Origin of the sequence: Nocardia pseudovaccinii NBRC 100343 (assembly GCF_001613225.1) — a bacterium.
GTDB classification, from domain to species: domain Bacteria; phylum Actinomycetota; class Actinomycetes; order Mycobacteriales; family Mycobacteriaceae; genus Nocardia; species Nocardia pseudovaccinii.
The window spans coordinates 1-21,626 of sequence record NZ_BDBY01000071.1 but is presented as its reverse complement, the minus strand read 5'-3'; the positions used below and the strand labels follow the sequence as shown (position 1 = coordinate 21,626).

The window sequence follows — 21,626 nt, the reverse complement described above, 5'->3', positions numbered from 1 at the left end:
TAGTGCGGCAGCGCCGGGCGATAATGTAATTCTCATGAATGAGAGCCAGTTCGAGCCGTTACCCACCGAAGAGCACCACGAAGGTGGGTTTCGGCCGGCACGGTCTCCGTCGCTGGATCGCGCGCCCGACATCTCCCGTGGCGGTCCGCACTACGGGGAGTTCATCGAACAGATTCGCGGCCTGATGGACCGTGTGCGACTGGCCAGCCCCTCCGATGATGTTGCGCTCGAGACGATCACCACGCTGAAGGAGCTCAACGGCCTGTTGGACACGGTCCTGGTCGACGAGTGGTCGGTGCCCACTTGGGTTCGATCCGACCTGCCCGCGAACGGCAACATCACCCTGCCGCCGTTCGTCGTCGACCGCTCCGACCGCGACGGCGTGTCGGCTCGTATTACCTTTCGCCGCTTCCATCTCGGCGGCAATACGGCGGTGCACGGCGGTCATATCGCGCTCGCCTTCGACACCGTGCTCGGCATGAGCGGGGTCGCCTATTCGGGGGCGGCGATCCGCACCGCTTCACTGACCGTCGACTACCGGTCAATCACCCCGCTCGACACAGAGCTGACCATTCGCGCCAGTGTCGAGCGGCAGGAGGGGCGCAAGATCTTCTTGGTCGCGACCCTGCACGACGGCGACCGACTGTGCGCCGAGGCGCACGCGCTGTTCCTCACCTTGCTGCCCGGACAGCAGTAGTCGCCAAATATTCGCAAAAGCACCTCTAACTGCCCGCATCCCTTGTAAGAATGACATTCTCTCAATGGAGAGAGAGATTCGCGCAAGGAAGAAGTTAGTTATCGTGAAGATGTGGAACCGCGCCGCGGCGGCCGTTCTCCAGAAGAAGACCGGTGAGGGGCAATAGCGTGAACCGTCGCAGACGGCGCGCGTCAACCGTCGGCGCCTACGCGGTCCATGGCCATGCCGTTCTTGCATATGGGCATGATGTCTTTCTATTTCTCGGCTGCGCCCTTAGTGGTATCAGCATTCTCGTTCTATGAGATCGTGATTCTCGCTCTTCTTCAGCTCCAATATCAGTGAGGCAGCAACATGCATCAGATACCCAAGGCGGCCGGATGGGCGGCCGTTGCGATCGTGGCCAGCACGATTTGTGCCGGAACCGCGACGGCCGAGGCGGATCAGGCCGTGACCGCGTCCTCGGTCGCGGTCGATAGTTCCCAGCAGCAGCCCAGTGCGGGGCCCGCAGATCCCGGGCAGGAATACCTGAATGCGTTCACCGCGATCACTGGCGCCTTCGCCAACGATTCCACGGCAGGCCGGGTGGTCGGGACGACGATCGGTGTGGTCGTCGGGTGCCCGTTGGGTGCGGTGACCGGCGGTGCCCTCACGCTCCCGACGGCCGTATTGACACCCGTAGGGATCGTCGGCGGCTGCATCATCGGTGCGAGCACCCTCGGCTTCCTGGGTGGCACCGTCGGCAGCATCGTCACCGGCTCGCCCGCGATGAGCAATGCCTTTGGCCAGCAATACAACTCGCTGCATTCCAAGGGGCTGATCGCCGAAGAGGTCCCGAATCCCGATTCGGCCCAATAGCTCACCCGACCCAGGAGAGAGATAACAATGAACCTCAAGACTCGTGGCATGGCCGTCACCACCCTGACCGCGGCAGCGGTCGCGATCGCCGCCGGTACCGCGCGCGCCGACGCGGATACCGCAGTTGCCGTCGACGCCAAGCAGAATCAATCCGTCACCACCGACGTTGCGCCCGGCGTGCATTTCAGCGACGACCTCGCCATCGGAAAGTCGGTGCTCAGCACGCCTTTCGGTACTGTAGTCATGCAGCAGGGCCAATTCGACGTCCGTGACGCTACGGGCCGGACGGTTGCCGGATCTCCGATCCAGGACGATGCCAGCTCGGCACCGGCTGCCGCCGACTCGAGCACCACAGCGGCGGCGCTTCCGATCACCGCAGCCGCGGCGCCGGTGGCGGGTGACCCGATGTCGAACTTCAATCAGGCTGTCGAGGCTGCGAACCCGCATATGGGCGCCGCCTTCGCGGTGGGTTCCGCGGTGGGTTCGGTGCTCGGTGCGGTAGTGGGCTGTCCGTTCGGCATGGCAACGGGCGGCACTCTGATGACGCTGGTGTCGGCGGGCGTGCTGACGGTCCCCGCGCTCGCGGCGACCTGCCTGATCGGTGCGGTCGCGGTGGGTGGCTTCGGAGCTACGGTCGGCGGTCTCGCCCTGGCTATCCCGGTCGGTCTTGCCGCCGGAACGCAGAAGTACAACCAATTGCAGGCTCAGCACGGCACCGAAGCGCCTGCGGCTCCGGCCCATTCGTAACCCTCACGCAGTTGCCCCAGCGGGGCGATCACCGGCTGCGCTCCGGTGATCGCCCCGCTGGTTTCGTAGTGCAGCTGGTCCGATCGCCGGGTCGGCTGTGCTACGGATACCGGCGAAAGAGCCCGCTCGACAAAGACTCTCGGCTGAGGTCTGGGCCGGTTGATCTGCTCGGCCATCGTCGGTGCGGTCCCGCCGCGAGAGCTGTCCCGCCGCGAGCTCCGCACCGAGCGCGCACTAACCGAGCAGTGGCAGCGCCGAGAAGACGTGGTCGCGCCACAGACCGCGAGAGGTCTCCTCGGGGTAGGCGACGACCGAAGGTTTCGTATCGAGGATATGAGTCAGGCGCTGCTCCGGATCGTAAGCGGCCCAGCCCGGTTCGCCGGTCCTGACGAACTCGCTCCAGCGCGCACGCATATAAGCCGACAGTTCCCGGGCCTCGGCCGACGGTTCCGGGCCGAGGAGCAGCGGGCCGAGTTGGGCGCCGAAGGCGGCGAACAACAGTGGTCCGTCGAGGCCGTGGCAGGCGCCGAGGGCGCCGCCGTTGCCGGGCGCGGGCCAGGTCAGCTCGTACAGGTGGGCGCGCCCACCGCCTGCTGCCTGTGCTTCGGCCAAGTGCAGTGCGGGCATCCGGAACAGCCAGTCCGTCTGAACCAGTTCGAACAGTTCATCCGGTCCGGCGGACGGAAATGCCGTGCGGTACGTCTGCGCACCGTCGGATCCGGGGCCGAACACCTGCAGCGCGTGCGTCGCCTGCGCGTCAGCGATCGTGCCGAGTTGCCCGCCGAGCGCGAGGAACAGCCGGAATTCGTCCCGGTTGTGCCCGACGACTACCGTGACATCGCGCGCGGAGCCTTCCGCGAGCGCTTGCCACGGTGCCTTCGGCAGTACATCACCGTCGACCACGGGCGAGAACGCGGTAATGGTGTGTGCCACCGCGCCCCATCGCTCGTACTGCCGCATCGATGCGCCGACCGCGGCTCCCGCGTCGGTCAACTGCCATGGATCCACACCTGACAGGTCCGCCACGGTCGGCCGCAGATCGATTTGTGCGGCGATGGCGCTCGCGATATCGGTGGCGAGCTCGTCGGAGAAGAACGTGCCCGGCAGGCTTTGCAGGATCGCGCGCCGGAACAGCCCGACCGCGCTCGGCATGGCCAGTAGCGCCGCGATGGACCCGGCACCGGCGGATTCCCCGCAGACGGTGACCTGATCGGGATCCCCGCCGAATGCGGTGATGTTCTCGCGCACCCAGTCGAGGGCGGCGACCTGGTCGAGCAGACCGCGGTTGGCCGGTGCGCCGTCGATGCGCGCGAAACCCTCGATACCGAGCCGGTAGTTGAGCGTGACGACCACAAGGTCGCCGTCGCGCGCGATATGTTGCGCGTCGTAGCCGGGACTGCCGGAGAAACCGAGCTTGTACGCGCCGCCGTAGATCCACACCAGCACCGGCCGACGGGCAGCCGGGTCGGGATCGGGTGTCCAGACGTTCACGGTGAGCCAGTCGTCGCCCTTCGGCAGGACGGCACCGCCGGAGCGGTTGCCGAACGAGGTCTCCTGCGGCGGCGGCGGTCCGAACTCGAAGGCATCACGCACGCCGTCCCACTCGGCGACCGGCCGCGGTGCCGCGAAGCGCGCGGCACCGATCGGTGGCTGCGCGAAGGGAATCCCGCGGAATACGACCAATCCGTTCTCTCGTCGCCCACGGACCGCACCTGCGGTGGTGCGGAGGGTGGGCTCTGGGCGCGCCGTAACTTCGGTCATGCACAGTCCTTGTCGGTCGGAGCTAGGTATGAGAATGGTTCTCTAATTTCAGAGAATGCTATTTCAGCTTGACCTGGCTCGCCAGCGCCGATCCCGGCGAGCGGAAGCAGGCTGCAGCTCATTCGTAGGTGACGACCACTTTTTCCGCCGCGCCGGGGGTGAGGGCCAATTCGAACGCCTTCTGCACATCGGCGAAGGGAACCTGGTGACTGATGAGCTGGGCGAAGCGGTCGGCGTGCTCGGCGATCTCGGGGGTGACCTCGAAGATCTCGGAGGGGTAGCCCTGAGAACCGATGATGGTCATCTCGTTGCGCAGGATGGCGCCCAGGTCGATCGGTTCGGGCCGCTTGTGCACGGCGACGGTTACCAGCTTGGCACCCCACTTGCCGTTGGCGAGGGCGGTATTGACGACGGCGGCTACTCCGGCCGCATCGATGTAGATGTCGGTGTCGGGGCGCGGTGCGCCGAGCGCATTGCTCCCGTAACCATGCAGTTCACCGAGACGGGCGGCGACGTCCTCGGTGGCGGAGTCGATGACCGCGTCCGCGCCGACCGCGAGGGCGGTGTCGAGCCGCGAGGCGATCACATCGGCGACGACGACGTGCTCGACGCCGCGCAGCTTCAGCCAGATCACCGCACCGAGCCCGATCGGGCCCGCACCGAAGACGATCGCCTTATCACCCGGCTTCGCCTCGGAGCGGTTCACCGCGTGCCGCGATACGGCCATCGGCTCGTTGAGCGCGGCCACGGCGAAGGGCACCGAATCCGGCACGACGGCGACGCTGGATCCGACCTCGGCATTCTCGATGAGCAGATATTCACTCATACCGCCCAGCGGTCCGCCGCAACCGATGATGCCCGACGGGGCGGCCTGCGGATTGACCACGACGTGATCACCGACCCGCAGTCCGGTGACATCGGCGCCGACCTCGACGATCTCGCCTGCCGGTTCGTGGCCGAGCACCACCGGACGCATCTGGTCCGGCGTCAGGGCCTCGGCCTTGACCTGCGGCCCGAGCACCTTCGGCATACCGCCCATGTGCACGAAGGTCGCGTCGGTGCCACAGATTCCACACGCCCGGACCCGCACCAGCACATCGCCCGGGCCCGGCGTCGGGCGCTGCTCCTCGACCACTGTGATCGCGCCGGGTGTGCTGGTCTGAACCGACTTCATCGTTGCCATGCTGGCCGTCCTCTCTGGGTTCACCGTCGGCTCGGGGCGGGGCCGACGACTTCGTTGGCATCAACGATGCCCTCGCCGGAGCGGCGAGCCCAGGGAGTGAGGTCCCGAAACGATGGTGTACCTGGGTACACCTCCGATCAATGGGGACCGGTGGTGGTGAGAGCGAATTGAGCGAGTGTGGTGGAGACGATCTCGGGTCGCCCGTTGTTCTGGTTCGTGGCGGCGGTGAGTACGTCGAGGTGGTGGTAGCCGGGCGCGACCACGGTGCTGCCGCGACCGGGATGTCCGCTGGCGATGGCGATTCCGGAGCCGCCGATCAGGTTGATGGTGGGGTGGGCGTCGATGGCGCCGGGGTGAGTGATGTGCCGAGCGATGTCCGGGGCGTGCAGTTGGTAGGTATCGGCGGCCAGTTCGGTCGGGAAGTACCACTCGGTGAAGTCCAAGGGCTGTGCCGCCAGACTGCGCGAGAGGTCCCGCAGGTCGGTTACCTCCTGTCCGGAATCGGTGAACGGGACCCCGTGGCTGTCGACCGGTATGGCGACATCCGCGAGCCGGTCGTAGTCGCGCCAGGTGTAGAGCGGTCCGTCGGGGGCTGCCGGGATCGCCTTGCGATCGGGACCGAGCATCGTGCCGGTCAGTCCATGCAGCGCGGGTATCGCGGCGATGTCGCCGGGAACCGGGAAGTTCTTCTCGGCCACCGGTCCACCGTCGAAGAATCCGAATCCGGTTTGCAGCAGTGCGAGTGGCTGGGAGTTGGCGTCGAGGAAGGCGCCGAGCACGGCGGCGTTGGTGACTCGGAAGTCGCGGACCGATGGCGAGCCGGTGGCCGCGGTCGCGGCATCGCGTGACATCAGCACCCGATAGGTGGCTTCCTGATTGAGGCTGTTCGGAATGTTTTGTGCCAGATCGGATTCGGTGTCGGGCGCCAGATATGCGGCCAGCCCCGCGATGCCGAGCAGGTTCATCGTCTCCGGGTTGATGACCGCCGGTAGCGCCAGCACTCGCGGGAGTGCGCCGCTGACGAGCCCGGCCGCCACGGCATCGTAGCCGCGGCCGCCGATGGACAGATCGACCATGTCCGGGATCCCGTTGAGCGCGGAGAGCGAGGTGTCGATCGCGGAGTCCAGTGCGAAATAGCCCGCACATTGATCACCACCGGCGACGCCGTCGAAATCCCATTCGGCGAAGACGCCGGTGACGATGCCACCGAGCGAGTGGCCGCCGCACAGCACCTTCTGTCCGCGCATCGCGGGATCCGGCAGTTCGGCGGTGAGCAGGTCGAATTCGTCCTGCACGGTTTGTGCGATGCCGAGGTGGCCGAGCCAGGCCGAACGGTCGTCGAGCAGGTAGCCGTCGAACCGGCGACCATCGATCTCGGCATTTCGGTAGTAGTAGTCGACAGCGCGATGGACGTCTCCGTCGGCGAGGGCGGCGTGGATTCCGGTGTGGTCCTCGAGGCAGTTGGAACGGCGATCCAGCGCCCAGAATTCCACATGCCGACCGACTTTCGCGGCCGCGGCCACGGTGTTACGGGCGACGCCGTCGAATGCTCCCGCGCCTTCGAAGATGCCGGGCTGGGCGATCAGAACAGCGTCCGCATCGGCGGAGCGACGCGGACCGTCGATGTCGCGGTAGCGCAGATACGACAGTCGGTCGCAGGCGCGCGGATGCGGTCCGACCGACTCCGGCAGCGGAATCTGCACGGTTACAATGGATTCGGTGACCGATGAGATCGCCGATGTGGAGATCACCGGCACTTCCGTTCGCTCGGCGTCGCTCGGCTGTGCGTGTGCGGGCACCAGCACGGCTGCCGCCGCGACACCCGCCATCGCCGAAGTTATTGCGCGCCACCATGTTCTTACCGACCAGAGATCTGACCACACACGCCGTATCACGCTGAGTTCCCTTCGTCGGGCCGGATTCCCGTTCCGGTCCGCCGAAGCTACGAGTCGCCCTCCTCGGTGTCAATCACGCAGTCGCGCCGCACTATCCATGATGAGCAGGGCTTTTGTGAAGAATCTGTAACAGGTTCCGCTGATTTTTGTGGTATCTGACGAACTCGCTCAGCGGCCGATGAAACCTGGCGTGCGCTTGGCTTTGAACGCCGCGATGCCCTCGGCGACATCAGCGGTCTCGAAGAGGGCGGACTGACCTTCGCGTTCCAGGTCGAGCGCCTGGTCGAGTTGGGCCAGGGCCATCGCGTTGAACGCGCGCTTGGTGCGGGTGTATGCCGCCGTCGGCCCGTTGGCGAGCTTGGTTGCCAGCCTTGCGATTTCGGCATCGTAGTCGGCATCGGGCACCACCTGGCCGATCAGGCCCCATTCGGCAGCCAGCGGTGCGGGAATGCGTTCGGCCAGCATGGCCATGCGGGCGGCGCGGGCATACCCGATCAGAGCCGGGACCATGGCGGTGGCACCGCCATCGGGCATCAGACCGACATTGGCGAAGGCGAGCAGGAAGTATGCGGATTCCCGGGCGACGGTGATGTCCCCGGCCAGGGCCAGCGAACATCCGACGCCTACCGCGGGACCGTTGATCGCCGCGAGCACCGGTTGGGGTGCGGCGCGCAGGGCGCGGATCAACCGGTTCGCCGCGTCGAGCGTCGCGACCTGCGGACCATTACTGGCCGAGTTGGAAAGATCCGCTCCCGAGCTGAATGCCCGCCCATTGCCGGTCACGACGAATACCCGAACGGTCGGATCGTCGCCGAATTTCTCGACGACGGCCGCGGCCTCGTTCATCATGTCGCCGGTAAGGGCGTTGAGCCGGTCGGGGCGGTTGAGGGTCAGCCGCACGATCGTGTCGGTGCGTTCCACGAGGACATCGGGCTGATCGGTCATTGTCGGCCTTCCGGGTCGAGAATCGGACATGAGCTACTCTAACCAGATTAGGTATACTCTTTCCGGTCGGTCCCGGCCATGAACGACTGGAGCGTCGATGCGGTTGGTCCCTCTCGTCGACGCGGTTAGTTTTTAGTTATGCCGGATTCGGGGATCGATTTGTTCGACGAGTTCGCGGTGCAGCTCACCGCGGACGGAACTCCCGCGACACCCATGGTGGTGGTCGCGCTGGACGCATTCGGCAGGGAAACACCGGACCGAATCGCCAGGACCGCCGAGCGGATGAATCAGGCGCTACCGCTCGTCATCGGGGTGCTGCGTGGGCCGGTGACACCCGGCCTGACGCCACTGCTGGCGGCGGCGACGCTCACCCTCGCCACGGACGCCACGGCGAACTCGGTGCCGCAGACCGTCGTGGTGGACGACATCGATGCCGCACTCGATCTGCTGGGAACGGCGGTGCGACATTCGCCCCGCGCGGCCGTCGCGTGTGGACAGTTGCTGCGCCAAACGGTGCGGTTGCCGACCGTGCCCGCGCTGGCGGCGGAGGCGGCGCTGTACTCGATGCTCCTCGGTGGCACCGAATTCGAGCGCTGGCTGGCCGAGCGTGGCGCGCCGCGCACGGTCGCACCGCCGGAGCATGCATTGGTCCGGACACACCGCGACAACGATCGCCTGACGATCACGCTGAATCACCCGCAGCGGCGCAACGCACTCAGCATGCGGCTGCGTGAGGAGTTGCTGGAGGCGGTGCGCCTGGCCGACCTCGATGCCACGCTCACCACCGTCGAAATCAACGGGGCGGGACCGGTTTTCAGCAGCGGCGGCGATCTGGACGAATTCGGTACGGCGACGGATCTGGTGGCCGCGTATCTGGTCCGGCTGGACCGGGCGCCATGGCGGATCATCGACCGCATCCGGGACCGGGTCACGGTGCGTGCCCATGGAGCATGCATCGGTGCGGGCGCGGAGGTGGCCGCGTTCGCGGGCACGGTGATCGCCGCCCCCGACACCTTCTTCGCATTCCCGGAACTGCGGATGGGCCTGGTGCCCGGAGCGGGCGGTACCGTCAGCGTGCCGCGGCGGATCGGCCGCTGGCGCGCGGCCTGGTTGATGCTGACCGAACAGCGATTGACCGCGCTGGCCGCACTGGAGTGGGGCATGGTCGACGCGGTGGAACAGACGAGGAGTTGATCGCCACGAATGCCTCGGCTACGGCAGCGGTGCTGCGGGACTGGGTGCGGTCGCTGTGCCCGTCCGATGTTCTGTCGCGCCCGGTCGAAACGCAGCCGGAGTGCGCGGCGCTCGCCTGGGCCGCGTCCGGCGCGATGGATCTGACCGGACGCCCTGATGGTGCTCCCGCTGTCTCGCCCGCGGCGGCATACGGACTACTCGTCGAGACCACCGAGGCGCTGGCGCGAATCACCGCGCAGATCGGCTCCGAGGTTCGTGCCGATCCGGGCCTGCTCCTGGTCGGTCGAGCCGGATTGCTGAACCTACGGCGCGGCGGTCGGCAGACCGCGGGCGGAGCCGGTCGATTGCTGCGCACCTCCGACGGTTGGTGCGCGATCACCTTGAGCCGCCAAGACGATATCGACTCGGTGCCCGCGATCCTGGGGATGGATTCGGTGGCCGACGATCCGTGGGAAGCGCTCACCACGGCCGCCCGTGCGTGGACCGCAACCGACCTCGCCGACCGAGCACAGTTACTCGGCGTTCCCGCCGCCGCGCTGCCATCCGCCGCGTACCCTGCCGATTCGCTGCTTGCCGACGCGCGCCCTGCCGACGCGCGCCCTGCCGACGCGCTGTCCGCTACTGCGCCCCCCGACGCTGCTATGCCTGTCGACGCGGACCCCGCCGCCGCACACCCCTTCGACGCGCTGCCTGTCGATGCGCACCCTGCCACTCGGGTGCCCGACGACGCGGCACACCGTGTCGCCGGATCATCCGCGACGCCCGGTCCGCAATGCCCGTGGCAGACAAGCCGGATAGCCCAACCGGTCGTCGGAGCGCGGCTGGATGGGTTGGTGGTCGTCGATCTGTCCTCGATGTGGGCGGGACCGCTGTGTGCCCACCTGCTCGGCCGCGCAGGTGCGCGGGTGATCAAGGTGGAGAGCACGCGACGCCCGGATGGCGCGCGCCGCGGTGATCCTCGCTTCTTCGACTGGCTCCACGGCGGCCATGAACAGATCGCCGTCGACTTCCACACACCCGCAGGGCGGGAAACGCTGCGCGAGTTGGTGTCCACCGCGGACGTGGTGATCGAGGCATCCCGGCCGCGGGCGATGGCTCAACTGGGGCTGGCTCCCGGGGACCGCATGCATCGCGACGGGCAGGTCTGGTTGAGCCTGACCGGTTACGGACGCGCCGAGCCGATGCGCGTGGCATTCGGCGACGATGCGGCGGTGGCGGGCGGCCTGGTCGGCTGGGACGCGGGCGAGCCGGTGTTCTGCGGTGACGCCATCGCCGATCCGCTCACCGGAATCTGTGCGGCACTGGCGGTATGCTGCGCCGTTCTCGGCGGCGGGGGACAGTTGATCGACCTGTCCATGCGCGCCACTGCCGCCGCCTTCGCCTCGGCCCCCGCGCTCACCCATGGACCGCATCGAGTGCGTGCCGATGGTGCGGATTGGGTTGTCGAATGCCCGCGCCACGGTCGTTCGCAGCGGGTGCTACGTCCGCGTGTGCCGCAACGGAGTGGAATGAAACGAGTTGTGCCGCATGTTGATTCGTGATGCCGAGGTATTCGGTTCGGGCCGGATGGACGTGCGCACCCACGGCGGTGTCATCACCGAATGCGCGACCGGATTGGTTCGCCTGCCGGGTGAGGACGAGATCTACGCGGGTGGCGGCTGGTTGCTGCCCGGACTGCACGACCACCACATCCATCTGCGTTCGCTCGCCGCGACCTACGATTCGGTTCCACTGGGCCCGCCGCAGGTGCGCACCGCAACCGAGTTGGCGGCGCGGCTACAGGAAACCGATCGAAAGCTGCTTCCTGGCAAGTGGATTCGCGGCACAGGTTACCACGAATCGGTAGCCGGACCCCTCGATCGCGCGGTGCTGGACCGGATGCTCCCGCACCGGCCCGTGCGCGTGCAGCACCGCACGGGTGTGCTGTGGCAGCTCAACTCGATGGCATGTGAGCTGGTCGGCCTGGACAGCAATGACACGCAGGGTGTGGAACGTGACGAGACCGGGCGGCCGACCGGGCGGCTGCGCCGACTGGACGCCTGGCTCGGAGAGCGAATCGACTCGCGGACAACGGATCTGGCCGCACTGAGCGCCACCGCCGCGACGATGGGCCTAACCGGATTCACCGACGCGACCCCGGGACTCGCACAGTCCGATATCGACCAACTGGCCGAGACGGTCGAAACCGGGCGGATCGTCCAGCGGGTGCACTGCATGGCTCCTCCCGAAGTGCTGGAGCCCAGCGGCACCCGATTCACGTTGGGCCCCACCAAGATCGTGCTCGACGATTTCGATCTACCCCCTTTCGACGAATTCGCCGACCGGCTGCGCGCGATTCATGCGGCAGGCCGGGCTGTGGCGGTGCACTGCGTCACGCGGGTGCAGTTCATTTTGACCATGGCCGCGCTGGACCTGGCCGGTGTGCGAGCGGGGGATCGGATCGAACACGGTGCGGTGATCCCGCACGAATCGCTGGATTGGCTGCGCGGACAGCGAGTTCCGGTCGTCACCCAGCCGCATTTCGTGGTCGAACGAGCCGAGCAGTACCGCGACGAGGTGCCCGCGGAGGATCTGCCCGATCTGTGGCGGCTGCGGTCACTGCTCGATGCCGGGGTTGGCGTCGCAGCCGGGTCCGATGCGCCATTCGGTGCACCCGATCCGTGGTCGGTAGTGCGTGCCGCGGTACATCGGCCGACGGAATTCCATGTCGCGGAAGCGGTGTCGGTCCGCAAAGCGCTGGCACTGTTCTTCGGCGCACCCGACAGCCCGGCGACGCCCCGCCGGATCACCCCGGGTTCGGTCGCCGACCTGACGCTGCTGTCGCTGCCGCCGGACGAGGCCGCCCACCACCTCGATGCCGAGATCGTCGCGGCGACCATCGTGGCGGGTGACCTCGTGTATTCGGGTCAGTAGACGCCGCACATACCGTCGATCGAGACCTCTTCCACCAGCACGTCAGCGATTACCAGGTCGGACTCGTGCACAATGCTCTGTTCCTCGCACAGCCGGTATTCCTCGCCGATGGAATTCGTCAGTTGATGACAAATATTGGACGATAGCGAGCGCCCGGCGACGGCGTCTGTTGGATCCCGCTGAGCGGAACGATCTCGAGTACGTCTGGAGATCGCGTCCGCAACGGCTTCCCGGAATCCCGGTGCTGCCTCGGCAACCCCACCGGAGCTCGGCTTTCCCGACTATGATCGGCAGGTCGGGGTCGGCGGTTTTGCCTCGAGAGGTGATCGTATGGTCGGACATTGCGGCTTCGGGGGTTCGCGCGGATCGACGCCGGTCGATTAGCCGATTCGCCATGTCCGACTACGAGAACGAACGCACGCAGCGCGATATCCGGTTCGGGATCGCCGCCGAACTGACCGCCGCCGGATTCGAGGATGCCGAGGAGATCGGCCGCGGGGGTTTCGGCGTCGTCTATCGGTGTCTCGAGCCCTCGCTCGATCGGACGGTCGCGGTCAAGGTGCTGACCTCGGAGATCAGCGGTGACGAACGCGAGCGCTTCGTCCGGGAACAGCACGCGCTCGGCCGACTCTCGGGTCACCCCAATATCGTTGCGGTGCATCAGGCCGATGTGATCGCCGACGGTCGTCCGTTCATCGTCATGCCCTTCCATTCGCGCGGATCGCTCGATGCGCGACTGCGCGCGACGGGACCGCTGCCGTGGCAGGAGTTGCTGTCGATCGGAGTGAAGATCGCCGGGGCGCTCGCCGCGGCGCATGGGACGGGCACGCTGCACCGGGATGTGAAGCCCGCGAACATTCTGGTGACCGATTACGGGGAGCCGCAGCTGGCGGACTTCGGCATCGCGCATATCGGCGGTGGATTCGAGACCTCTGCCGGACACATCACCGGTACGCCCGCATTCATCGCACCCGAGGTGCTGCGGGGCGCGCCGCCGACTGCGGTTTCGGACGTATACAGCCTCGGCGCCACCATGTTCTGCCTGCTGACCGGGCACGCGGCCGTCGAACGCCAGTCCGGTGAGGCCGTGCTCGCGCATTTCGTTCGAGTCACCTCGACACCCGGGCCCGACCTGGGTGAAGTCGACATCCCCGCCGAACTCCGCGCCGCGATCGAGGCCGCGATGGCCACCGATCCGGACCGAAGACCGCGTACGGCAGTCGAATTCGGCTATCTGCTGCGCGATGTCCAACGGAATTGCGGGCTCGATGTGGACGCCATGGCGGTGCCCGGGGATGCGCACGAACCGCGGTCCGGGCCGATAATGGTGCCCGCACAGCGCGGGACCGGCCCGCGGACCACCGTGCCACCGCCGGTCGCGTCGACCAAGTATCGTCCGCCGACCTCGGGCCGCCCCTTGGTGGACCGGCCGCGGCTGCTGCGCAAACTGCAGGAGGGCGGCAATCGCCGACTGCTGCTCATCCACGCGCCGCCGGGCTTCGGTAAGAGCACACTGGCCGCGCAGTGGCGCGATGTTCTTACCGCACAGGGGGTGTCGGTCGCGTGGTTGACGATCGACCACGACGACAACAATGTCGTCTGGTTCCTCGCCCACCTGGTCGAGGCGATTCGCCGGGCTCGCCAGGATCTGGCCGGCGGGCTGGTGACGATGCTGGAGGAGCGTTCCAACGATGCCACTCGATACGTGCTGGCATCGCTCATCGATGAAGTGCACGACAGCGGTGCGCCGCTCGCCGTCGTGATCGACGACTGGCACCTGGTCACCGATGCCGGTACCCGCGCCGCCATGGAATTCCTGCTGGACAACGGATGTCATCACCTGCAGGTGATCGTCACCGGCCGAACGCGTGCGGGATTGCCGCTCAGCCGGATGCGCGTCGGCGACGAACTGGTCGAAATAGATTCCGACGACTTGCGATTCGACGATGCCGAATCGGCGGCGTTCCTGCTCGACATCAATCGCCTGACGCTGGGCAGATCGCAGGTCGCCGAACTGCTCGACTCGACCGAAGGCTGGATCGCGGCGCTGCAACTCGCTTCACTGTCGCTGCGCGGCAGCAGTGATCCCGCCGAATTCATCGATCAACTGTCGGGTCGGCACGAGGCGATCGGTGAGTACCTCGTCGAGAACGTGCTCGACACTCTGGATCCGGACCTGCTGGACTTTCTACTGGCGACCTCGATCACCGAGAAGATCTGCGCCGGACTGGCCGAAGCGCTGTCGGGTCCCGCTGCCCCACAGCTGTTGCAGCAGGTCAAGGCGCGAGATCTGTTCCTGCGCAATGTCGACTTGCGCGACAATGTCGGCGACCACTTCGAGTGGTTCCGCTATCACCGCATGTTCGGCGATTTCCTACGCCGCAGGCTCGCCGAACAGGATCCCGATCGATGCATCCGGCTGCATCGCATCGCGGCCGACTGGTTCGCCGACCACGCGATGTTGAACGAAGCGGTGGATCACGCACTGGCCGCCCATGATTCGTCGGGTGCGCTGCGCCTGATCGAGGAGCGCGCGACGGAATTGCTGGAGAGTGCCCGGACGGCCACCCTGCTCGGGCTGGTCGCCAAACTGCCGACCGCGGTCGCGGTATCGAGTGCGCGCCTGCAGCTCTTCGTGGCTTGGGGCAATATCTCGCTGCAGCGGCCGGTTGCCGCCGAGGCGGCCCTGGATCGGGTCGACGCGGTGCTCGGCGCCGATCGGCCGGATGCGGGCGATACCGCCGAACTCCAACTCGAGGCCGTGCTGGCGCGGGCCGCGTGCCGGCTCACCGCCGACCGATTCGCGGAATTGCCGGAGTACGTCGCGCATCGGCTCGAGTCGGAGGTCGACCCGTTCATCGCGACCGTCGCGGCGGGGATCGGATCGGCAGCCGCCCTCTATCGGTTCGACTTCGACGAGGTGTACCGGTGGCAGCGGTGGGTGGCGCCGCATCGGGCCCGGGTCAAGGGGCCGACCGGCTTACTGCACAGCTACGGCTTGACCGGTGTGGCCGCCTTCGAGCAACTCGATATCGCGGCGGCGCAGGCGCATCTGGAAACCGCTCGGTCGCTGGCACTGGAAACCGGCCGCCATTCCTACATCACGCGTATGACGGGCGCACTGCTCGGTGCGATGTGTTATTGGCGGGGCGAACTCGACGAAGCGGAGGCGCTGCTCGACGAGAGCGTCAAGGCGGGACCCGAGGGTGGAGCGGTCGAATTCGTATCGGCAACATATGGAATCGGCGCGCGGATCGCGGCGCTGCGGGGCGATCTCGGGGCGGCGCGGGAGCGACTTGCCGAGGGCGCGAAGATGGCCCGCAATCTCGCGCTGCCCCGGCTGGCCGCCCGCATCGTCAACGAGCGAATCCGCCTCGGCCTGCCCATCGCCGCGGACGAGGCGGCGGCACTCGAGCGACTCGAGCCCTATCGCGCCGAAGGAGATGGAATCACCATCCTCACCTCGGAAATCCAGTGGGATTCGGCAATACGGCTGCTACTGACGGATCGCTCGGCCGGGGCCGCCGAGACCGCCACCGTATTGGCCGAGCGGCTGGTCCGCGGCCTCGAGCGCCAACGCCGCCCGCGGGCGTTATTGGAGGCGCGACTGCTATCGGCGTGCTGCCTGGCAACCGCAGACCGCTTGGAAGAGGCCATCGCCGTGCTGGATCCGGTATTGACGCAGTGCGCCGAACTCGGCCTGCCGCGGTTGGCCGCCGATGCCGGAGCCGCCATCGAGCCCGCCATCGTCGCGCTCATCGGTACCGATCCGGCGCTGCGGCAGACGCCGCTGTCATTTCTGACGCAATTACTGCCCGCGGGTACCCGTCGGCGATAGTCCTCGAGATATTTGTGGCGTGGGTCACACTCGTCTATTCGCGCCCAATCGCTGAGTCTATATTAAGTGCACTGAATTGGTTGCCATTTCATCTGCCCCGTGCGGGAAGCGGCACGCCGATAGCTGCACGACGAGGAAACGACAATGGCCCGATACGACACATCGACGGTGTTCGAGCGCCAGCCCGACTGGCAGCCGATATCGCTGCGGCGGTCCCGCCCGCGCTGCGACGATTGCCGTATCCGAGTGCGTTTTCGTGGGCACCCCACGCTGCAGTATCGCGCGGCCCGGGAGGCCGCCGAGTGTTTCGCGGCGGCCGTGCGGGGATTGGGCGTCGATGTCGACATCGATACGAAGCTTTCCGAGGGGCTGCTTCCGCTGCCCTGTGCGCGGCTGTGGACGTCGTAGCCGGATCTCGACAATGAGGAGTCTCTTTTCGCATGACAATGATCGATGCCGCGATCCTGGCGCTCCGGCTGGTGGTCGGCCTGACCATGGCCGCGCACGGCTGTAACCACCTGTTCGGCCCGGGTGGCGTGGCCGGTACGGCGGGCTGGTTCGCCTCGATGGGGCTGCGGCCGCCCCGGGTCCATGCGACATTGAGCGGTGCGGGGGAGTTGGCAGCCGGAATCGCCTTCGCGGCCGGACTGCTCACCGCGCCCGCGGCAGCGTTCATCGTCGGCAGCATGGCGGTGGCCGCGATCATCGCGCATCGGAAGAACGGCTTCTTCGTATTCAAGGACGGCTACGAATATGTGCTGATGCTGGCCGTGGTGGCCGCCTGTATCGCGGCCATCGGGCCGGGCAAGGCGTCATTGGATCGTGCGCTCGGCATCGACGCGACCCTCGACGGTGGTCTCGGACTGGCCATCGCGGTAATCGGTGGAGTCGGCGGCGCGGCGGTTTTGCTTGCCGTGAGTTGGCGGCCGAAAGCGCAGGCAGAATAAGGGAATTCGGCGGCCCCGCACCGATGGTGGTGTGGGGCCGTTCGTCATCTCAGAACCACGCGCCCCGCTCACCCATGGCGACAAGTTCACCGAGCGCTTCACTGGGCAAGGCGATCCGTGGTGTGGCCGGTACGTGACGTGGCCGTTCCGGCTGCGGCGCGACGCCGAACAGCTTCTCCGATATCGCGTGCGCGGTATTGGCGACCAGCGGCGCCAGTCGTTCGAGCGCGGCCTGTGCGTCGCAGACGATGGATATCGCGCCGATCGGCCCGTCGGGCCCGCGCACCGCCGCACCGACGCAGGCGATATGCGAATAACATTCGCCGCGCTCGAAGGCCAGGCCGTTGCGCGCCCGGATCCGGCTCAATTCCTGGTGCAGGATCCCGATATCGCTGATGCTTCGGGTGGTTCGCTTCTGGATCGCGCCCTTGAACTGTTTGTCGACCCGCTCGGGTGACAACCATGCGAGCATGCTTTTGCCGATGGCCGTGCAGTGGGCGGGGGCGCGGCCACCGACTCGCGACGGAATTTCCACCGCGGCCCGGCCACCGAATTTATCCAGGTAGTAGACCTCGGTGCCGTCCAATACGGCCAGGTGCACGACCATCTCGGTGCGCACCGCCAGCGCGTGCAGCAGCGGGAATGCCGCGGCGCGCAATGCGTTGTGGCCGTCTTCTCGGCCCCCGAGACCCAATGCCAGGGATCCGAGGCCGTACTCCCGGCCGTCGCGCTCCAGCCAGCGCAGCTGAACGAGATGTTTCAGAATGCGGTGGGTCGAGGACCGGGGTATGTTGGTCCGGCCGCTGACCTCCTCGAGCGTGAGGCGCGTCTGCGCGCCCCCGAACGATTCCATGATCAACGTCATGCGTTCTACCAGCGAGGGGGATAACGCAGACTGCTCTGCGGCGTCGGCAGCTTCACTGATCCTCAACATCGAGGTCATTTCAGCGCCTCCTTACTTCGGAGACTCGAACTTCAGCGGCCAGTCTAACCACGCGAAGGCACCGTTTCGGCGGAAATCGCTCAAATTTATACAGATCGGTACAGAGAATTTTGCCGAAAAAGAGGGTACTGATCTGTATCCCGACTGTTCCTCGCCGCCGGGCGCTCCTGGGATCGGCCGGGAGTTGTTCGCTCCCGGCCGAGGCTCAGGTTACTGAATATTGCTCGTGCTCAAGCAATCTCGGTCATCGGGCCGCCTGTCACTCGGCGGCGCCTGCGAGGTCGAGCGCCGCGAGATACGAGAAGACCAGGGAGGAGCCGACCGGTGTCCCCGCGCCCGGGTACACCCGGCCGGACATGGCGGCCATCGTGTTACCACTGGCGTACAGGCCCGCGATCGGCTCGCCGTCCTCGCGCAGTACGCGGGCGTTCTCGTCGGTCTTCAGGCCGCCCTTGGTGCCGATGTCGGCAAGCGCGACTGTGGCGGTGTAGTAGGGCGGAGTGTCGATCGGCGCCACCAGGGGGTTCGGGTAGCCGTTGTCGAGTGGATTCACGTAGTTCATCACGGGTCCGGCGGGGAATCCGACGATGTACTGGGCCATCTGGTCCCAGACGGTCTCGCCCCGGTGGAACTTCTCGTCGACCCCCTTGTCGGCATAGGAGTTGAACTCCTCGATCGACTTGCGGAGGTTCTCGGCGGGCACGGCGATGAGGTCGGCCAGCTCCTCGATGGTGTCGGCCTTGCGCAGCGCACCCGATTCGAACCACTCGGGGCGGGGCGGTACGGCCGGGTCGCCGCCGAAGCTGTCCCGGTCGATGTGGCGCTGATCGAAGATCCAGTGGCACGGAATGTGCGCGACGCCGGTCTCCTTGTGCTGCCGCAGCATCTCGCGCCCGGCCCGGTCGTAGGGCAGCAGTTCATTCATGAAACGCTCGCCCACGCTGTTGACCCAGATGCCGCTGCGCGTACCGGTGTGGAAGACCGGCCGTCCGCCGGGCTGGACAACACCGGGTACGTACCAGGCTTGATCCAGCAACTCGGTAGCTGCTCCGATCGCGACGGCCGCCTGCAGCGCGTCGCCAGTGTTTCCGGGAGCGCCGTCGGACCAGTCACCGTGATACGGGGCGACCTTGTGCTTCTCGCGCAGCTCGCGATTGCGCTCGAATCCGCCCGCGGCGAGGATGACGCCGCGGGTAGCGCGAATCCGGACCCGCTCGCCCTTGCTGACCGCCTCCACGCCGACCACCCGGTCGCCCTCGACGATCAGGCTCTCGAGCGCGGTCTCGAGCTTGTAGGAGCCGTTCCCGGTCTCGAGGAACGCCTTCAGCGCTCGCGCGATGAGGGCGCGGCCGCCGGTGAGCAGGGGTCCGGCTTCCGCGCCCGAGAGCTCGTTGGGCAGCAGGTCGCGGATCAGCGGGGCGAGATCACCGAGCTCGGCGGCCTCGAGCTCGGCCGGGAAGATGGTGTTGCCCGCGGCCGTCGCACCCGGCTTCTCCGCGAAGTAGTCGGGCACCGGCTGGTAGGTGAAGGACCCGAACCACGGGTTCTGCTCGATTTCGTCGATCAGCTGCGGCCCGGTGCGCAGGTAGGCGTCCTGCATGACTTCGCGGGATGGATCGTCGACGATCTCCCGGAGGTAGCCGCGCACGGTTTCGACATCATTCTCGACGCCCGCGCGCCGCAGCGGGGCACTGCCCGGAAACCACAGTCCCGCACCGGAATAGGCGGTTGTGCCGCCGAAGCGATCGGTCTTCTCGATGACGAGTGTGCGCAGGCCACGAGACGCGGCGGCATAAGCGCCGACCAGCCCTCCTCCGGACCCGACGACCACGACGTCGTAGGTTTCCTCGTCAGCGGGCATATCCATCTCCTTGCTTCCAGACCGCGAATCTCCTGCCATCGCCCGCCCAGTGACCTGGGTCACCCGGGGCATGGACCTCCCGAGTGTGGGGGCTGCGGCTATCGGGCCGGGATCTGTTCCCGCTGTGCGGAAGCAGTGCCTCCTCCGGCCACCGCGAACGCATGGCTTCCGGTGGGCGGAAATTCTCCTGGTGGCGCACGCCACACGAATTAGCGTTCCTGGCCGTCAATCGATTTCAAGGAGAGCTCGCATGACTCTTTCCCACGACTACGATCCCGGCCCTCGGATCGCCCACGCGGGTGGCATCAATCTCGGCACGACGGACCTGGAGCGTTCGCTGGGGTTCTTCCGCGACCTGCTCGGCATGGAGGTCGTCGCGCAGACCGACGACGGCGTGGCCTACCTGCGCGGCTACCAGGAGCTCACCCACCACTCGCTCGTGCTGACCCAGCAGGACGAGGCCACGGTGAACACCTACAGCTTCCGGGTCCAGCGCCCGCAGGATGTCGAGCTGTTCTACGAGCAGCTCCAGCGGCAGGAGATCGAGACGATAGAGCTGCCCGCCGGGCACGAGGTGGGCCGCGGCACCGCCATCCGGTTCCTGGTGCCGGGCAGTGAGCACCCGTTCGAGCTCTACTACGACATCGAAAAGCCGCTCGCGCCAGCGGAATTGCGCTCGAAGCTGCCGAGTAACAGCTCGCGCCGCCGCGGTTTCGGCGTGCGCCGCCTCGACCATCTGAACGTGCAGACCAGCGCGAGCACGGTGAACCAATCCGAGCAGTGGCTGCAGGACGCGCTGGGCTTCAAGCGCCGTGAGTTCGCGATGATCCCGCAGTTCCCGGAGACCATCATGGCGTCCTGGCTGTCGGTGACACCGCAGGTGCACGACATCGCGATCGGCGTGAACGGTGAGGACGCGAAGGCACGCTTCCACCACATCGCCTTCAATATCGAGAACTACCACGACATTCTGCGGGCCGCGGACGAGATCCGTGACCTCGAGATCGACTACGGGCACGGTCCGGGCAAGCACGGCATCGGCCAGGCGATGTACCTCTACATTCACGATCCCGGCTCCGGTCACCGCGTCGAGCTCTACTCCGGCGGGTACCTGATCATGGATCCGGACTGGCAGGCGCTCGAGTGGAAGGTGCCCGAGCTGCAGTACGGCCAGACCTGGTACGGCGACGTCCTCGACGTCGGCCCGGGCGCCGGATTCCTCAGCACCTCGCCGTCCGCGGGTCTGAAATGACGCAGCGGACCGCTGATGTCGACGGGCTCACCTTCAACTACCACGAGGTGGGTGCGGGTGAGCCGCTGATTCTGTTGCACGGTTCGGGTCCCGGTGTCAGCGCCTGGTCGAACTTTCAGCACAATCTGCCGGTCCTCGGTGAGCAGTTCCGGGTGATCGCACCCGATCTGCCGGGCTTCGGCGGTAGCGCGCTGCCTGAACTCGACGAGATCTACCCGGTGGTCGCCGCGAAGTGGATCGCGCGGCTGATGGATCACCTCGGCATCGATTCCGCGGTGTTCATCGGCAACTCCATGGGCGGAGCGGTGGTGGCGGAACTGGCCGCCCTGCATCCCGAACGGGTGCGCCGGATGGCGATCATGGGCTCGGGCGGACTTTCGGTCGGTATCTTCCAGGCCGACCCCAGCGAGGGCTTTCAGCGATTGTTCGAATTCCTCGGGGATCCCACCCGCGATCGGATGATCGCCTGGATCAAGGCGATGGTGTTCAACCCCGCGCTGATCACCGACGAGCTCGTCGACGAACGCATGCGCAATGCCACCGCCGAGGGCGTGATCGACCGGATGAAGGCGATCTTCGGTTCGATGTTCGATCC

The 21,626-nt window shown here is 66.8% G+C and carries 18 protein-coding genes; 11 read left to right on the top strand and 7 right to left on the bottom strand.

Going from position 1 to position 21,626, the window contains the following annotated elements:
• The first annotated feature begins 34 nt into the window (after positions 1-34).
• The 3 genes from NP3_RS08160 to NP3_RS08150 all read left to right on the top strand — a co-directional run bounded on the left by NP3_RS08160 (position 35) and on the right by NP3_RS08150 (position 2,299).
• Positions 35-697, top strand: coding sequence for a PaaI family thioesterase (locus NP3_RS08160; protein ID WP_063039351.1), 663 nt, complete (start codon positions 35-37; stop codon positions 695-697).
• Positions 698-1,048: 351 nt separating this feature from the next.
• Positions 1,049-1,552: a hypothetical protein gene (locus tag NP3_RS08155; protein WP_063039349.1), complete on the top strand. Its 504-nt coding sequence runs from the start codon at positions 1,049-1,051 to the stop codon at positions 1,550-1,552.
• A gap of 27 nt (positions 1,553-1,579) precedes the next feature.
• Positions 1,580-2,299 (top strand): hypothetical protein, encoded by a 720-nt coding sequence (locus NP3_RS08150; RefSeq protein WP_063039347.1) that lies wholly within the window; start codon positions 1,580-1,582, stop codon positions 2,297-2,299.
• A gap of 234 nt (positions 2,300-2,533) precedes the next feature.
• On the opposite strand, the gene NP3_RS08145 is transcribed toward NP3_RS08150, so the two are convergent.
• The 4 genes from NP3_RS08145 to NP3_RS08130 all read right to left on the bottom strand — a co-directional run bounded on the left by NP3_RS08145 (position 2,534) and on the right by NP3_RS08130 (position 8,083).
• On the bottom strand, positions 2,534-4,060 hold the full coding sequence (locus NP3_RS08145) for a carboxylesterase/lipase family protein (RefSeq protein WP_063039345.1): 1,527 nt from the start codon (positions 4,058-4,060) through the stop codon (positions 2,534-2,536).
• 118 nt (positions 4,061-4,178) lie between these two features.
• Entirely contained in the window at positions 4,179-5,234 is a 1,056-nt protein-coding gene (locus NP3_RS08140) for a zinc-dependent alcohol dehydrogenase (protein WP_218024826.1), read from the bottom strand.
• 146 nt (positions 5,235-5,380) lie between these two features.
• A complete protein-coding gene (locus NP3_RS08135; RefSeq protein WP_063039341.1) occupies positions 5,381-7,072 on the bottom strand; it encodes a hypothetical protein in 1,692 nt (563 codons plus the stop codon).
• Between the two features lie 234 nt (positions 7,073-7,306).
• Positions 7,307-8,083, bottom strand: coding sequence for an enoyl-CoA hydratase (locus tag NP3_RS08130; protein WP_063039339.1), 777 nt, complete (start codon positions 8,081-8,083; stop codon positions 7,307-7,309).
• Between the two features lie 138 nt (positions 8,084-8,221).
• Here NP3_RS08130 and NP3_RS08125 point away from each other — a divergent pair, with 138 nt between their 5' ends.
• Genes NP3_RS08125 through NP3_RS08115 form a run of 3 tightly spaced genes read left to right on the top strand, consistent with a single transcriptional unit; the run spans position 8,222 to position 12,190 of the window.
• Positions 8,222-9,277, top strand: coding sequence for an enoyl-CoA hydratase/isomerase family protein (locus tag NP3_RS08125; protein WP_063039337.1), 1,056 nt, complete (start codon positions 8,222-8,224; stop codon positions 9,275-9,277).
• A complete protein-coding gene (locus tag NP3_RS08120) occupies positions 9,274-10,818 on the top strand; it encodes a CoA transferase (RefSeq protein ID WP_063039335.1) in 1,545 nt (514 codons plus the stop codon). The genes NP3_RS08125 and NP3_RS08120 overlap by 4 nt, the downstream gene beginning before the upstream one ends.
• Complete coding sequence (locus NP3_RS08115) at positions 10,805-12,190, top strand: amidohydrolase family protein (protein WP_063039333.1); 1,386 nt, start codon at positions 10,805-10,807, stop codon at positions 12,188-12,190. Before NP3_RS08120 ends, NP3_RS08115 begins: the two co-directional genes overlap by 14 nt.
• Here NP3_RS08115 and mftA read toward each other — a convergent pair.
• Positions 12,184-12,282, bottom strand: coding sequence for a mycofactocin precursor MftA (gene mftA, locus NP3_RS47705; protein WP_157124187.1), 99 nt, complete (start codon positions 12,280-12,282; stop codon positions 12,184-12,186). The genes NP3_RS08115 and mftA overlap by 7 nt on opposite strands.
• Before the next feature lie 302 nt (positions 12,283-12,584).
• Here mftA and NP3_RS08110 point away from each other — a divergent pair, with 302 nt between their 5' ends.
• From NP3_RS08110 to NP3_RS08100, 3 genes are all read left to right on the top strand, one after another.
• Positions 12,585-16,028, top strand: a complete 3,444-nt coding sequence (locus tag NP3_RS08110; protein WP_063039331.1) for a serine/threonine-protein kinase — start codon at positions 12,585-12,587, stop codon at positions 16,026-16,028.
• 144 nt (positions 16,029-16,172) lie between these two features.
• Positions 16,173-16,436 (top strand): hypothetical protein, encoded by a 264-nt coding sequence (locus NP3_RS08105; RefSeq protein WP_063039329.1) that lies wholly within the window; start codon positions 16,173-16,175, stop codon positions 16,434-16,436.
• 32 nt (positions 16,437-16,468) lie between these two features.
• Positions 16,469-16,975 carry a DoxX family protein gene (locus NP3_RS08100; RefSeq protein WP_063039327.1) on the top strand — a complete coding sequence of 169 codons (507 nt, stop codon included), beginning with the start codon at positions 16,469-16,471 and terminating at the stop codon, positions 16,973-16,975.
• A gap of 49 nt (positions 16,976-17,024) precedes the next feature.
• Here the strand turns inward: NP3_RS08100 and NP3_RS08095 are convergent, their stop codons facing one another.
• Together NP3_RS08095 and NP3_RS08090 are read right to left on the bottom strand one after the other, a co-directional pair.
• Positions 17,025-17,918, bottom strand: coding sequence for an IclR family transcriptional regulator (locus NP3_RS08095; protein WP_063039325.1), 894 nt, complete (start codon positions 17,916-17,918; stop codon positions 17,025-17,027).
• A 259-nt stretch (positions 17,919-18,177) separates the two neighbouring features.
• Complete coding sequence (locus tag NP3_RS08090; RefSeq protein WP_063039445.1) at positions 18,178-19,779, bottom strand: FAD-dependent oxidoreductase; 1,602 nt, start codon at positions 19,777-19,779, stop codon at positions 18,178-18,180.
• A gap of 250 nt (positions 19,780-20,029) precedes the next feature.
• Here NP3_RS08090 and NP3_RS08085 point away from each other — a divergent pair, with 250 nt between their 5' ends.
• Positions 20,030-21,031, top strand: coding sequence for a VOC family protein (locus NP3_RS08085; protein ID WP_063039323.1), 1,002 nt, complete (start codon positions 20,030-20,032; stop codon positions 21,029-21,031).
• Positions 21,028-21,626, top strand: a 599-nt coding sequence (locus tag NP3_RS08080; RefSeq protein WP_063039321.1) for an alpha/beta fold hydrolase, incomplete at its 3' end; no start/stop codon positions are given. The genes NP3_RS08085 and NP3_RS08080, both read left to right, overlap by 4 nt.

Coding starts and splice junctions, on each gene's coding strand:
- NP3_RS08160 (WP_063039351.1), top strand. CDS start 35: ATGAATGAGAGCCAGTTCGAGCCGTTACCCACCGAAGAGCACCACGAA.
- NP3_RS08125 (WP_063039337.1), top strand. CDS start 8,222: ATGCCGGATTCGGGGATCGATTTGTTCGACGAGTTCGCGGTGCAGCTC.
- NP3_RS08140 (WP_218024826.1), bottom strand. CDS start 5,234: ATGAAGTCGGTTCAGACCAGCACACCCGGCGCGATCACAGTGGTCGAG.
- NP3_RS08090 (WP_063039445.1), bottom strand. CDS start 19,779: ATGCCCGCTGACGAGGAAACCTACGACGTCGTGGTCGTCGGGTCCGGA.
- NP3_RS08110 (WP_063039331.1), top strand. CDS start 12,585: ATGTCCGACTACGAGAACGAACGCACGCAGCGCGATATCCGGTTCGGG.
- NP3_RS08085 (WP_063039323.1), top strand. CDS start 20,030: ATGACTCTTTCCCACGACTACGATCCCGGCCCTCGGATCGCCCACGCG.
- NP3_RS08100 (WP_063039327.1), top strand. CDS start 16,469: ATGACAATGATCGATGCCGCGATCCTGGCGCTCCGGCTGGTGGTCGGC.
- NP3_RS08155 (WP_063039349.1), top strand. CDS start 1,049: ATGCATCAGATACCCAAGGCGGCCGGATGGGCGGCCGTTGCGATCGTG.
- NP3_RS08150 (WP_063039347.1), top strand. CDS start 1,580: ATGAACCTCAAGACTCGTGGCATGGCCGTCACCACCCTGACCGCGGCA.
- NP3_RS08135 (WP_063039341.1), bottom strand. CDS start 7,072: ATGGCGGGTGTCGCGGCGGCAGCCGTGCTGGTGCCCGCACACGCACAG.
- NP3_RS08145 (WP_063039345.1), bottom strand. CDS start 4,060: ATGACCGAAGTTACGGCGCGCCCAGAGCCCACCCTCCGCACCACCGCA.
- NP3_RS08130 (WP_063039339.1), bottom strand. CDS start 8,083: ATGACCGATCAGCCCGATGTCCTCGTGGAACGCACCGACACGATCGTG.
- NP3_RS08095 (WP_063039325.1), bottom strand. CDS start 17,918: ATGACCTCGATGTTGAGGATCAGTGAAGCTGCCGACGCCGCAGAGCAG.
- NP3_RS08105 (WP_063039329.1), top strand. CDS start 16,173: ATGGCCCGATACGACACATCGACGGTGTTCGAGCGCCAGCCCGACTGG.
- NP3_RS08115 (WP_063039333.1), top strand. CDS start 10,805: ATGTTGATTCGTGATGCCGAGGTATTCGGTTCGGGCCGGATGGACGTG.